This window comes from Pukyongiella litopenaei, from assembly GCF_003008555.2.
GTDB lineage: Bacteria > Pseudomonadota > Alphaproteobacteria > Rhodobacterales > Rhodobacteraceae > Pukyongiella > Pukyongiella litopenaei.
On sequence record NZ_CP027665.1, the window covers coordinates 1,893,612 to 1,906,701 of the forward strand.

A 13,090-nucleotide genomic window follows, 5' to 3' on the forward strand; every position below is an offset into this window, starting at 1 on the left:
GATCGTCCTAGTGGATCGCATAGGGCTGGTGGGGCCGGTCCGAGCGTGTCTGCGCCGCGCCGTTCAGGGGAAAGTCGCCGATCAGATAGGGCTGCATGCCCTGATTGCGCAGGTTCTGGACGAATTGCCCGAAACCGGTCAGGTCGACCATGCGCGGCACCTCGGCCAGGGCCCGCCCCGCCCCCGGAGCGATCAGGTCGAGCTGCGGCCGCAGGAACTCCATCGGCGCGGCGATGAAATCGGTCAGGGACCGGATCTGCACATCCGCCTTCGTGTTCCACACCCGCAGCAGGTCGATCTGGTCGCGTTCGATCTGCTGCAGCCGGGCCGCGCGGCTGCGAAGATCGCCAAAGCTCGCGTTGGACAGGAACAGCGGTATCGCCCACGCCCCCGAGACGATCACCAGGCGCGCATTGGCATCGCGGGCGATGTCCTTCAGGATGGCCTGCCGGTCCTCGGGCCCGAACTGGAAACACTGGTAGCTGCCGCGCGTGTTCCAGATCAGGTTCGAGAGAAATCCCGCCGGATCATAGTCGCGCGCGGCGGCGTTGTCGCTCAGCGCGCCGTCGATGACGGGTTCGCCGCCGGCGAACTGCACGCGATCCGGCGCAAACAGGCGGCCATGCACCCGCGCGCCGGTCTGCTTTGCCAGCCAAGATCCGAATTCGGCAAACAGCGCGTCAAAGCCCTGGAACATCGTGTAGGGCCCGTTGGTGCGGGCGCCGTCCCAGTGCGGGCTGGGCAGCCGGCTTTGCATTCGCAGGCCCGGACGCCCCTTGGTGCGGCGAGTCACGGCGGCGGCAAAGACCTTGTCGATCCTGCCGGGGTTCGGCTCGGCCATGGTGCAGCGGCTGTCATCGTCGGTCAGGAACGCGCGATACAGTTCCTCGGCCCTGGGCCAGATCTTACGGGCGACGAAACAGTCGGACTGCCGCAGCAATTGCAGGTGGTCATCGTAGAACACATGCGGCTTGCCCTGGAAATCGAACTTGGACAGAGTCAGCGACCGGCTTTCGATATCCGACGAATAGAGCCGCACCATCGACTGGAAATAGCTTTCGTCCGGTATCCAGGCCTTGGCGAAATAGCGGTCATATGCCGGGCGTTCGGGATCCTGCAGGATCGCCGACAGGGTTTGCCGGGTCAGGCACCACCATTGGCTGCCGAGATGCGGGACCAGCCGGGGCGGCAACCGGCGGCTCAGCCCCAGCTTGCGTTGCAGCGCCACATAGCGGTCGAACAGGCGCCGGTTGCGTTTCCACGAAAACGGAAACCGCAGGGTGAAACGTTCCCGGTCGAGCCCGCCCACCGTCCATGGCACCTCCGCCGCGGTCACGCTTTCGATGAAATCCGTGCGGGGCCGGGCATCGAGATAGGTGACCAGGTCGCTGACCGGGCGCAGCGGCAGGCAGGTGCCCGAGGCGAGATAGACATGACGGACCTGCGGAAACGCCTCGAGCATCAGTTCGGAGGCGGCCTGGGTTGCCTGCACGATGCCCCATGTGCCCCATTCGCAGCGGTGCCGGTCGGAAAACCGGATCAGCGGATTGCCCGACAGCGCGCTGCGGAAACCGGCAAAGACAGGTTGCGATACGCTGCTGTCCACATGCAGGACCACCGGGCAACCGGCGGCGGTCCAGTGCCGCGCGACCTGTTTGGTCCGGTGCAGGGAATCATGCACCAGCATGACGATGCCCAGCGTCATGCCCAGTTCCCCCGCGACATCAGGCCCAGCGATTCGAGCTGGCGCCAGTTCTGATAGCGTTCCGACCACTTGCACCACAGTTCGGCACCGTCCCGCGCGTCGCGGGCATAGGCGGTGTATTCGCGTGACGCGGCATAATGTTCGCCGCGGGCCAGCTCTTCGGTCGCCTTCTGCGCGAAGGCGTCGGTGAACTTGGCGTGCAGCAACAGACCCGAGATCTTCTCGCCGCCCCATTCGTCGTAGACGAGGTTCAGCCCGCGCGGCAGCAGCATGTGGGTCGAACTGGCATAGACAAACTGGCGGTCCCAGCGCACCAGCGGTATCTTGTTGAGCGCGGGCGCCCTGGCCGGGCCATCGGCAAAGAACACGCGGCTGCGCGGCCCGCCCTGGATCCAGAGATTGCCGAATAGCGGGTTTTTCTTCAGCGTGTAATTTCCGCTGTCGAACCAGCAGTTGGTTTCGAACGGGTCGTCGCCTTCGGCCCGGGATTGGGCCGGGGCGCCCAGCGGGCCGCGGGGATACATGTCCAGCAGCATCGCCGGGAAGGATCTGACCGAACTGGCATCCATCCAGTCGGTCAGCGCCCGCAGCGGGCGGGTGTCGCAGAACGGAAAGACGAGAAACTCGTCTGGGTCCACCGTCAGGCACCAGTGCCGGTGTCCATACCTGATCAGCAGCCAGTTCAGCCAGTCCATGCCGAACCGCGCCCGTTTATAGCTGGCATCGCTGCGCCAGACCGACACGTCCGGCTGTTCCGAAAGGTAGTCGCCGGAGCCGTCGGTGCTGCCGTTGTCCACGATCAGGAAATGATCGATGCCGATGCCGCGATAGTATTTCAGGAAATAGCCAAGCCGGTGCCGTTCGTTGCGCAGGGTGCAGAACAACAGGACATCGCCGCCGTGGATCTGCGCGGTGCGGTTGGTCACGGCCGTCAGTTCGCGGCGCTTGCGAAAGGCGCGCAGCCGCAGCCCCTTTCGCTTCAGTCGCAGCCGATATGTCCGCCACAAACCCACGCGCATCCCCTTGCCAGCCTGACAACCGTGTTCCGCCTATTAGGCAAACCTTAACACGGCGTCAAAATGCCCGGCCCATGTGGGTGGCCGGAACGGCGGGTCCGGTCGGGGCGGAACATCGGCGCCAGTTGCTTGCCTGATCGTCGTTTCCCATTGATTGCATGACCTTGGCGGCAGGTAAACTGGAATGTCACCCAGGATTTCCCTGCAGGCGCCCAGATCCGAGCATATCACCGGTACCCCCAGCGCCGCCGCTTCGACCGGGGGCAGTCCGAACCCTTCGGCCCGGCTGGGAAACAACAGCCCCCGCGATTTCTGCAACAGCGCGGCTGTCGCGCCATCGGGCAGGTCCGGCAATTCCCGCACCGGCCCGCCCGGCACGAGCCGGTCGAGCCTGCGGAACACCGTGTCGTTCATCCAGCCGCGCGTGCCGCAGATCATGAGGCCGGGCACGCCGCCGGGCGGGGGGGCGGCGGTCAGGCGATCCCAGACATCCAGCAGCAGGTCATGCCCCTTTCGCGGCTCGATCGTTCCGAGCGCGACGAAAAACGGATCTTCCGGCAGGTCGTGCGGCAGCAGGCACGGGTCAGGAACGGGCACCGGCACACCCAGATGCGCCGTGACGATCCGGCGGGTCCGCGGTGATTCAGGCAGGTGTTCCTCGATCGCGTCCCGCGTTGCCTGCGAATTGCAGATCACCAGGTCGGCATGGCGCGCCACCCGCCGCAGCATGGCCCGCATCCGGCCCGGGGCCTCGTTGCGGGCAAATTGCGGGAAATCCAGAGGAATGGTGTCGTGGATCAGGACCGCGATGCTGCCCCGTGCGCCGTGGCGGACCGCATGGATCACGCGATCCGTCAGGTTGGAATGCCCGGTGTTGAAATAGGAGGTGCCGGGCGGCAGATGCCGCGACAGCATCGCCACCAGCCGGTTGGGCAGGCAGCGCGCCAGCGCGTGGCGCCGCAGGTCGCTTTCGGCGCGGCGTACCGTTTCATCCCGGCCCCGACCCAGCCGTGACAGCCGGTCGGCGCCTCCCCACGGAATTGTGCCGTGGATCCGTTGCGCAATGGCGGCGGCGCCGGCGGCGTCCAGCAGCACATATCCCAGCGGCGTTCGCGCCAGCGCAAAGAAATCGGCGCCGTGGTCGGGAAGACGCGTCAGATAGGCCAGTTCGACCCGGTCCACGCCGGTCGGCCGTCGGCCCGCCCGGCGGATCAGGCGGGTAATGTCCAGCAGCCGTGCGGGCGGCGTGTTATCGGTCGTAATGCCCAGTTTGATGCCACCTCCAGGCGTCCGCGATCATGGTGTCGAGGGTCGACCGGGCCGGTCGCCAGCCGAGGTCTTCGCCGGCACGATGCGACCCCGAGACCAGACGGGTGCAATCGCCCGCGCGGCGGGGACCGATGCTGAACGGAACCTCGCGGCCGGTGACGATGCGCGCGCGATCGATCACCTCGCGGACGGAAAACCCGGTTCCGGTGCCCAGGTTGAAGACGCGGCTGCCCTTGTCGTCGCGCAGCCACTGCAACCCCAGCAGATGCGCGTCGATCAGGTCGCAGACATGCACATAATCGCGGATGCAGGTGCCGTCCGGCGTGTCGTAATCGTCCCCGTGGACCGTCAGCCCGTCGCGCCGGCCGTCGATGGCTTCCAGCAGCACCGGGATCAGGTGAGTTTCCGGGCGGTGATGTTCGCCGATCTCGCCCTCGGGGTCGGCGCCGGCCACGTTGAAATACCGGAAGACGACGCTGCGCAGACCGGCGGCGGCGCCGAAATCGCGCAGCATGTCCTCGATCGCGCGTTTCGATGCGCCATAGGCGTTCACCGGCTGCTGCGGTGTCTGTTCGTTCAGCACCACGTTGTCCTGTTCGCCATAGGTGGCGCAGGTCGAGGAAAACACGAGATCGAGACAGCCGACCGCCACCGCCGCCTCGATCAGCGTGAGCGACCCGACCACGTTGTTGTGCCAGTAGGGGCCCGGTTCCGACATCGCCTCGCCGACCTGGCTGAGCGCGGCGAAATGCATCACCGCGACGGGCCGGTATCGGGCGAACACCTCGTCCATCCGCGCGCGGTCCCGCAGGTCGCCCTGTTCGAACGGCCCGAATTTCACCGCGTCGCGCCAGCCCGTCGACAGGTTGTCATAGGTGACCGGGTCGTAGCCCGCGGCGCGCAGCGCCTTGCAGGCATGTGACCCGATGTAACCGGCGCCGCCGGTGACAAGGATCGGGGTCATTCGGCTGCGCGGTCGAGTTGCACGACATCCTGGATGAACCGAAGCAGGTCGTCCCGCAAGTCATCGCGGTCGAGCGCAAACGCCACCGTGGCCCGCAGGAACCCGGCCTTGGACCCGCAATCGTAACGCTGGCCGCGGAACCGGAACCCGTGCACGCTGTTGCCGTTCCTGATATCCTCGGCGATGGCATCGGTCAGCTGGATCTCGCCACCCGCGCCCGATTTCATCTTGTTGAGGTTGCTCAGGATCGACGGGCTCAGGATGTAGCGCCCGATGACGGCGAGGTTCGACGGGGCCTCGCCGGGCTGGGGCTTTTCGATCATGCCCTTGACCGAGACGGTCGCCCCCTTGTCCTCGTCGATATCAAGAACGCCGTAGGACGATGTCTGTTCCGGGGGAACCTCCATCGCCGCGACCATGTTGCCGCCGGTTTCGGCATAGGCTTCGACCATCTGCTGCAGGACGGGCGTTTCGGCCGCGATCACGTCGTCGGGCAGGATCACCGCAAAGGGTTCATTGCCGATCAGCCGCCTCGCGCACCAGACCGCGTGCCCCAGCCCCAGCGCCTTGTGCTGACGGATATAGGCGATGGCGCCGCTTTCCATGTTGGTGGATTTCAGGATCTCGCGAAGCTCGGTCTTGCCCGCCTTGCGCAGCGCCTGTTCCAGCACCGGGGAATGGTCGAAATAATCCTCGAGCGCGCTCTTGCCGCGCGAGGTGACGAACAGGAATTCCTTGATCCCGGCGGCGCGGGCTTCGTCGATGGCATACTGGACCAGCGGGCGGTCCACCAGCGTCATGATTTCCTTGGGAACCGATTTCGTGGCTGGCAGGAACCGCGTTCCCAGACCCGCAACCGGAAATACTGCCTTGGTAACTTTCTGTCCCATTACGGTCCTCGCTGTCTAACATCTGGCACTGGTACATGTCGCGGTTCATCAATGAAACCGCCGAAAGAATTCGTCATGGAATCAACCGAACCGGGCCATCGCTGTTCTTGCATCAATTGCCGTGCAGTCCACGGGGAATTCCTACTCGTCTTATCTCATACCGCAACCTTTCGGCGAATCGATGACAATGCAGCAGCGGTTGGCTGCGCTCGCTCTTGCCGAACAGGCCGCCGGTCTGTTCCCAGTAGCCTTGCGGCGTAAACCTTACCTTATGGTAAAATGCAGTGCGGGAAAACCGGAACAGCGTGACTGATCCGCCCCGGGCCGCGGCCTGCTGCGCCTGCCCGGCAAGGTTGTGGCGCGATGACCAGCGGCCTGCGACGATTCGTGGCGGCGGCGGTGGAGCGTCATGCAGCGGCCGAAACGGGGCAACCGGGTCCGGCAATGCCGGCAACGGAGCGGCTGACCGCGCCAGCCCGGCTTCAAATCCCCGGTGCAGGCCGTGCATCAGCCGACGCACATCTCGCGGTTCCAGCGCCCCCGAAACCAAGTGGCGCAAGGCCCGCTGCCGCTCGTTTCGGCACACCCGTCTCCAGGCCGCGGCCCGGTCGGTGGACGGGCAGTGCCGGTGCAGGAACACCGCCCAACTGGCGCCGATCTGGGTCAGGTCGACGGGCACCCGGTCGGCGCGTCGTCGCGGGCTGGCGGCAAATCCGTGGTGCACCTCGGCGCGCGGGACGATGGCGGTGGCCAGCCCGTTGGCCGCGAGACGCAGGTTCAGGTCGGTTTCATCGAGAAAGAACCGATAGGCCGGGTCGAACCCGCCTAGCCCGGCCAGAACCGACCGGCGCAGCGCCATGTTGGTGCCTTCCGTCTTGACCGCGAGGCCCGGTTGTGCCGGTGGTATGACATGGCCATCCGGGCCGATCCCGATCCCGATCGGGGTCGTGGCCCCCGTTCGGTCCACCATCCGCGCCCGGGACTGAAAGGAAATCCCGTTGCGCCCGCGCACAAAGCCGCCCGCGGCAGCCACAGCCGGGTCGCGGAACGGCGCAGAGAGAAAATCAAGCCAAGTCGGCTCGGGCACGGCGTCGTCGTCGATGAAGGCAATCAGCTCTCCGGCCGCCTGCGCGATGCCGAGATTGCGCGCGGCAGAGATGTTGGCTTCGTCGAGGCGGGCGGTTTTCAGGCGGTCGGCAAAGGGCAGGTCGCCCGTTGCCCGCAGTCCGGCGGCGTCGGCGACCACCACCACCTCGAACGGGCGGTAGAACAGTTGCGAGACGCCCAGCAGGCAGCGACGCAACGCCTGCGGCCGGTCGCGGCTGACGATCACGACGCTGATCGTCAGCGGACCGGTCATTCCAGGCCCATCTCGGCCATCATCCGTTCCAGCCGGGGCACGTCCTCGGGGTTGTTCAGTTCCCAGAACTGCCGGTTGCGCGCCTCGACCTCGACGCAGAGCACGCGGCGGCCGTTTTCGAGGAACCGCAATTGTTCGAGACCTTCCAGCGTTTCCAGCGGACCCACCTGCCAGCCCGGATAGGCGTCCAGCGCATCGGGGCGGTAGGCATAGACGCCGACATGATGGAAAACCGGCGTATCGTCGGTATCGGCGTAGGCGTCGGCGGTGTAGGGAATGACCTCTTTCGAGAAATAGAGCGCGCCGTGATCGGCGCCGAACACCGCCGTCGTGCCGCCGACGCGGCCGTTCCTGCGATCGTCCAGAAACCCGTTCAGCGCGGCGCCGTCGCACCGCAGCACCGGGGTGGCGATGCCGGCGGCGGGATCGGCCCGCAGCCCGGCGACCAGATCCTCGACGAACCAGTGCGGGGTCAGCGGCGCGTCGCCCTGCAGGTTCACGACGATGTCATAGCCGCCGCCCAGCGCCGCGTGGGCCTCGGCGCAGCGTTCGGTGCCGTTGGCGCAGTCCGGCGATGTCATCACCACCTCTGCGCCGAACGTTTCGCAGGCCGCGCGGATGCGGTCGTCATCGGTTGCCACCACCACCTTGTCCACCCCGGCCACGCCGCAGGCGGCGCGCCAGGAGCGCTCGACGAGGCTGCGCGCGATGCCGGTCGCGCCGGTGAGCGGCACCAGCGGTTTGCCCGGATACCGGGTCGAGGCATAACGGGCGGGGATGGCGACCAGAACGCTCATCACGCGGGCTTGAGATCGACGCCCGGCGCATGGGCGATGAAGAAGGGATTGGCGAAACCGTCCTTGCCATAGCGCAGCGGCCTGTGATCGTCGAACCGGACCACCGCGCCGCCCGCGCCCGCCAGCACCGCGTGACCGGCGGCGGTGTCCCATTCCATCGTGCGTCCGACCCGGGGATAGAGATCCGCCTCGCCGGTGGCGACCAGGCAGAATTTCAGCGACGAACCCGCGCTCTTGCTGTCGCGGACCGCGTATTTGCTGATGTAGTCATCCGTGGCCTGGTCCCGGTGCGATTTCGAGGCCACCACCAGCAACGCGCCGTTGTCGGGCTGCGAGACGCGGATCGGGGCGGTTTTGCCGGGGCTCTCGGGGTCCAGCGCGCCGGTTTCCTCGACGGCGCTGCCATCGGGCAAGGTGTAGAACATGCGCCCCCTGGCCGGCGCGTAAACGACGCCGCGGGTCGGCGTGCCGTTTTCGACCAGCGCGATGTTGACCGTGAAATCGCCGCGGCGGTGGATGAATTCCTTGGTTCCGTCCAGCGGATCGACGATCAGGAAGGTCTCGGCCCGCGAACCGTGGGTGGTGGCCTGTTCCTCGGTCACCAGGGCAATGTCGGGAAAGGCGGCGCGCAGCCCGGCCGAGATCAGCGCATCGGCGGCTTCGTCGGCGGCGGTCACGGGGCTGTCGTCGGATTTCGCCCTGACCCCGAAATCGTCCGAGCCGTAGATCTCCATGATCCGGTGGCCCGCTTCGATGGCCAGCCGGCGCATCACCGGTACGAGCGTGTCATAGTCCAATTGCTGTTCCCCTTGCAGGATTTGTTGTAGGGTCCGGTTTCGCCACTTATGCTGGTATGGCAAGGAAACGGCAAGGAATCCGTGCCAGAACGATCCGGCGGCACAGGAACAAGAAACGATGTTCGACGGACGAAGACGCCAGTCCCGGCTCAGCGGGGCGCTCCAGATCGGCGAGCTGATCTTTCACTCGGTCGTCCGCGATGTGCGCAAGAAGCACCACAATGCCTTTGTCGCGCTGGGCATGAACCTGCTTCAGACGCTGATCATGGTGGCCGTGTTCTACCTGATGTTCTCGGTGCTGGGTCTGCGCGGCTCGGCCATTCGCGGTGACTTCCTGCTCTATGTCATGTCGGGCATCTTCCTCTTCATGACCCATATCAAGGCTGTCCGTGCCGTGTCCGGCGCCGAAGGGTCCAGCAGCCCGATGATGCAGCACGCGCCGATGAACACGGCGATCTCGATCTGCGCATCGGCGCTGTCGTCGCTCTACATTCAGACGCTGTCGATGTTCCTGGTCCTGTTCGGCTATCACGTTGCCATCGCGCCCGTTACGATCGACGATCCGATCGGCGCCTTCGCGATGTTCCTGCTGGCCTGGTATACCGGGGTCGCGGTCGGGCTGATACTCTATGCGCTCAAGCCGTGGTTCCCGAATGCCGTGGGCGTCCTGACGACGCTCTATACCCGCGCCAACATGATTGCATCGGGCAAGATGTTCGTTGCCAACAGCCTTCCCAGTTTCATGCTGGCGATGTTTGACTGGAACCCGTTGTTCCACTGCATCGACCAGGCCCGCGGCTATGTCTTCATCAACTACTTTCCGCGCTACTCGTCCTGGGAATATGCTATGTGGGTGGGTATCGCCCTGACCATGATCGGGCTCATGGGCGAATTCTATACCCGCCGGCACGCATCAATCAGCTGGAAGGCAAGACAATGATGGCGAGATGGATCATGGCCCTGATACTGGTGCTGGCGGCACCGGCTGCGTCGGCGCAATCCTATCCGGCGCTGCACGACATCACCGGGGTCAGCTCTTTCCTCAACATCCGGCAGGGGCCGGGAACCGGCTTTGCCAAAGTGGGCAGGTTCCTGCCCGGCGACACCGGGATCGAGGTGACCGGCGTGAACGAGGCCGGGACATGGGGGCGCGTCAATCACCAGGAACAGGCGGCCTGGGTGTTCCTCGCCTATCTCGCGCGGCAGCCCGACGATCCGGACCGCCCGCTGACCGCGAGCTTCCGGTGTTTCGGGACCGAACCCTTCTGGGCACTTGCACTCACGCAGGGGGACACCGCCGTTCTGACGACACCCTCGGGGCCGGATCAGACCTTTCCGGTCGGCATGCTGGCCGCGGCGTCGAACCGGACGGAACCCTGGCTGCTGGACATGGGCGCCGGCGCGGTCGCCGTGATACACCGGGCAGAGTGTTCCGACGGCATGTCGGATCGGGCCTATGGGCTGGCCATCGACCTGCTGACCGGAGCGGCCCCGCGCACCCTGATGGACGGGTGCTGTTCGCTGGCCGTGAACTGACGCGGCGCGTCAGCTGACCACGCGCAGGGTCAGGTTGATCCGCCCGCCGCGCGGCAGCAGCGCCGATGATCCGAACCGGATCCGGTCCACGCCGTGATAGGTCAGCCGGGCGCTGCCGCCCATGACCACCACGTCGCCGGACCGTAGCCACAGCGATTCGGTCTTGCCGCCGCGCGTGGGGTTGCCGATGCGGAACAGCGCCTCGTCGCCGAGCGATATGGACACCACCGGGCAATCGAAATCGGTTTCGTCGCGATCCTGGTGCAACCCCATCCGCGCGCCTTCGCCATACCAGTTGATCAGGCAGCATTCGGGGCTCCGCGCGCAGCCCGACACGTCGTTCCAGATCGCCAGCACCGACGCGGGGATCGCGGGCCAGGGCGTGCCGTTCGGATGCCGGGGGACATAGCGATACCCGCTGCGGTCCGAAAACCAGCCATATTGTCCCGCCGAGGACATCCGCACCGACATCTTGCGTCCATAGGGCGTGTCGGGCGAAAACAGCGGCGCCGTCTCCAGCACCGCGCGCAGATCCCCGACCAGCGCGGTCTGCGACGCCCTGTCGAGATAGCCCTGATGGATCTCCAGTCCGCGCACGAGCAGGGGAGTCACGTTCCAGTTTGCCTTTCCTTGCCGAAACCTTGCCGATAAGGCCGCAAATTGCGGTTTTACCGGCATGAACGGCGGTTGCAGGGGTCTTGGCCCGTCCCTATATACGCCGGGACGCGGACAGGCGAACAGCGCCGGTTCGCACCTCAATCGGGGTCGGGATGCCGCAACGGGTCATGGCCTCGGGCAATCGCCTTGAAGTAAGAAGGGATCAAACAGAATGAGCAAGGTTATCGGTATCGACCTCGGCACCACCAACAGCTGCGTCGCCATCATGGACGGTTCGCAGCCCCGGGTCATCGAGAACGCGGAAGGGGCCCGCACCACGCCCTCGATCGTCGCATTCACAGACGACGAACGCCTGGTTGGCCAGCCGGCAAAACGCCAGGCCGTGACCAACCCCGACAACACCATTTTCGGCGTCAAGCGCCTGATCGGCCGTCGCGTGGACGACGCCGAGGTGGAAAAGGACAAGAAAATGGTGCCGTTCTCGATCGTGAACGGCGGCAATGGCGATGCCTGGGTCGAGGCGCGCGGCGACAAGTATTCGCCCAGCCAGATCTCGGCCTTCATCCTCGGCAAGATGAAGGAAACCGCCGAAAGCTACCTGGGCGAAGACGTGTCGCAGGCGGTCATCACCGTTCCGGCCTATTTCAACGACGCCCAGCGCCAGGCCACCAAGGATGCCGGCAAGATCGCCGGTCTCGAGGTGCTGCGGATCATCAACGAACCGACCGCTGCCGCGCTGGCTTATGGCCTGGACAAGGAAAACACCCAGACCATCGCGGTCTATGACCTTGGCGGCGGCACCTTCGACGTGACCATCCTCGAGATCGACGACGGCCTGTTCGAAGTGAAATCCACCAACGGGGACACCTTCCTGGGCGGTGAAGATTTCGACATGCGGATCGTCAATTACCTCGCCGAGGAGTTCAAGAAGGAACACGGCGTCGACCTGTCCGAGGACAAGATGGCGCTGCAGCGCCTGAAGGAAGCCGCGGAAAAGGCCAAGATCGAACTGTCATCGACCTCGCAGACCGAGATCAACCAGCCGTTCATCTCGATGGGCGCGAACGGACAGCCGCTGCACATGGTGATGAAGCTGACCCGCGCCAAGCTGGAACAGCTGGTCGGCGACCTGATCAAGCGGTCGATGGAGCCGTGCAAGAAGGCGCTCAAGGATGCCGGCCTGTCGGCCTCCGAGGTGGACGAGATCGTTCTCGTCGGCGGCATGACCCGGATGCCCAGGGTGATCGAAGAGGTCACCAAGTTCTTTGGCAAGGAACCGCACAAGGGCGTGAACCCCGACGAGGTCGTGGCCATGGGCGCGGCGATCCAGGCCGGTGTCCTGCAGGGTGACGTGAAGGACGTCGTGCTGCTCGACGTGACCCCGCTGAGCCTGGGTATCGAAACCCTGGGCGGCGTGTTCACGCGGCTGATCGACCGCAACACCACGATCCCGACCAAGAAGGGCCAGGTCTTCTCGACCGCCGAGGACAACCAGAGCGCGGTGACCATCCGCGTGTTCCAGGGCGAACGGGAAATGGCCGCCGACAACAAGCTGCTGGGCCAGTTCAACCTTGAAGACATCCCCCCGGCGCCGCGCGGCATGCCGCAGATCGAGGTGACCTTTGACATTGACGCCAACGGCATCGTGTCGGTTTCGGCGCTCGACAAGGGCACCGGCAAGGAACAGAAGATCACCATCCAGGCCTCTGGCGGTCTGTCGGATGACGACATCGACAAGATGGTCCGCGAGGCCGAGGAGAATGCCGAGGCCGACAAGGCGCGCAAGGAACTGGTGGAAGCCAGGAACCAGGCCGAATCGATGGTGCACTCGACCGAGAAATCGCTCGAGGAACACGGCGACAAGGTTGATCCGGCGACGGTCGAGGCGATCGAGCTGGCGGTTGCCGCGCTCAAGGACGAACTTGAAGGCGACAATGCCGACAAGATCAAGTCCGGTATCCAGAACGTCGCCGAGGCGTCGATGAAGCTGGGCGAGGCGATCTACAAGGCCAGCCAGGAAGAGGCCGCGGACGAACCCGCCGCAGCCGATGCCGGGCCGGGCGAGGATGATATCGTCGATGCCGAGTTCGAGGACCTGGACAACGACAAGCGGGCCTGAGGCCGGATTGGGCCAGCGC

At 65.5% G+C, this 13,090-nt stretch carries 12 protein-coding genes; 3 read left to right on the top strand and 9 right to left on the bottom strand.

Annotation, left to right across the window (positions count from 1 at the left end):
• Positions 1-7 precede the first annotated feature (7 nt).
• From C6Y53_RS09470 to cysQ, 8 genes are all read right to left on the bottom strand, one after another.
• Positions 8-1,705, bottom strand: coding sequence for a DUF5927 domain-containing protein (locus tag C6Y53_RS09470; RefSeq protein ID WP_106472213.1), 1,698 nt, complete (start codon positions 1,703-1,705; stop codon positions 8-10).
• Positions 1,702-2,718, bottom strand: coding sequence for a glycosyltransferase family 2 protein (locus C6Y53_RS09475; RefSeq protein WP_106474030.1), 1,017 nt, complete (start codon positions 2,716-2,718; stop codon positions 1,702-1,704). Before C6Y53_RS09475 ends, C6Y53_RS09470 begins: the two co-directional genes overlap by 4 nt.
• Positions 2,719-2,757: 39 nt before the next feature.
• Positions 2,758-3,903 (bottom strand): glycosyltransferase family 4 protein, encoded by a 1,146-nt coding sequence (locus C6Y53_RS09480; protein ID WP_244614984.1) that lies wholly within the window; start codon positions 3,901-3,903, stop codon positions 2,758-2,760.
• Between the two features lie 67 nt (positions 3,904-3,970).
• Positions 3,971-4,954 carry a UDP-glucose 4-epimerase GalE gene (gene galE, locus C6Y53_RS09485; protein WP_106472215.1) on the bottom strand — a complete coding sequence of 328 codons (984 nt, stop codon included), beginning with the start codon at positions 4,952-4,954 and terminating at the stop codon, positions 3,971-3,973.
• Entirely contained in the window at positions 4,951-5,844 is an 894-nt protein-coding gene (gene galU / locus C6Y53_RS09490; RefSeq protein WP_106472216.1) for a UTP--glucose-1-phosphate uridylyltransferase GalU, read from the bottom strand. Before galU ends, galE begins: the two co-directional genes overlap by 4 nt.
• A 112-nt stretch (positions 5,845-5,956) precedes the next feature.
• A complete protein-coding gene (locus C6Y53_RS09495) occupies positions 5,957-7,204 on the bottom strand; it encodes a glycosyltransferase family 2 protein (protein ID WP_106472217.1) in 1,248 nt (415 codons plus the stop codon).
• Positions 7,201-8,001 (bottom strand): 3-deoxy-manno-octulosonate cytidylyltransferase, encoded by an 801-nt coding sequence (locus C6Y53_RS09500; protein ID WP_106472218.1) that lies wholly within the window; start codon positions 7,999-8,001, stop codon positions 7,201-7,203. Before C6Y53_RS09500 ends, C6Y53_RS09495 begins: the two co-directional genes overlap by 4 nt.
• Positions 8,001-8,798: a 3'(2'),5'-bisphosphate nucleotidase CysQ gene (cysQ, locus tag C6Y53_RS09505; protein WP_106472219.1), complete on the bottom strand. Its 798-nt coding sequence runs from the start codon at positions 8,796-8,798 to the stop codon at positions 8,001-8,003. Before cysQ ends, C6Y53_RS09500 begins: the two co-directional genes overlap by 1 nt.
• A 118-nt stretch (positions 8,799-8,916) precedes the next feature.
• On the opposite strand from cysQ, the gene C6Y53_RS09510 reads away from it, so the two are divergent.
• Both C6Y53_RS09510 and C6Y53_RS09515 read left to right on the top strand, forming a co-directional pair.
• A complete protein-coding gene (locus tag C6Y53_RS09510; protein WP_106472220.1) occupies positions 8,917-9,738 on the top strand; it encodes an ABC transporter permease in 822 nt (273 codons plus the stop codon).
• A 14-nt stretch (positions 9,739-9,752) separates the two neighbouring features.
• A complete protein-coding gene (locus C6Y53_RS09515) occupies positions 9,753-10,334 on the top strand; it encodes a COG3650 family protein (protein ID WP_211299502.1) in 582 nt (193 codons plus the stop codon).
• A 9-nt stretch (positions 10,335-10,343) separates the two neighbouring features.
• Here the strand turns inward: C6Y53_RS09515 and C6Y53_RS09520 are convergent, their stop codons facing one another.
• Positions 10,344-10,946 (bottom strand): alpha-ketoglutarate-dependent dioxygenase AlkB family protein, encoded by a 603-nt coding sequence (locus C6Y53_RS09520; protein WP_106472222.1) that lies wholly within the window; start codon positions 10,944-10,946, stop codon positions 10,344-10,346.
• A gap of 217 nt (positions 10,947-11,163) precedes the next feature.
• On the opposite strand from C6Y53_RS09520, the gene dnaK reads away from it, so the two are divergent.
• Entirely contained in the window at positions 11,164-13,071 is a 1,908-nt protein-coding gene (gene dnaK / locus C6Y53_RS09525; protein WP_106472223.1) for a molecular chaperone DnaK, read from the top strand.
• The last annotated feature ends 19 nt before the right edge of the window (positions 13,072-13,090 follow it).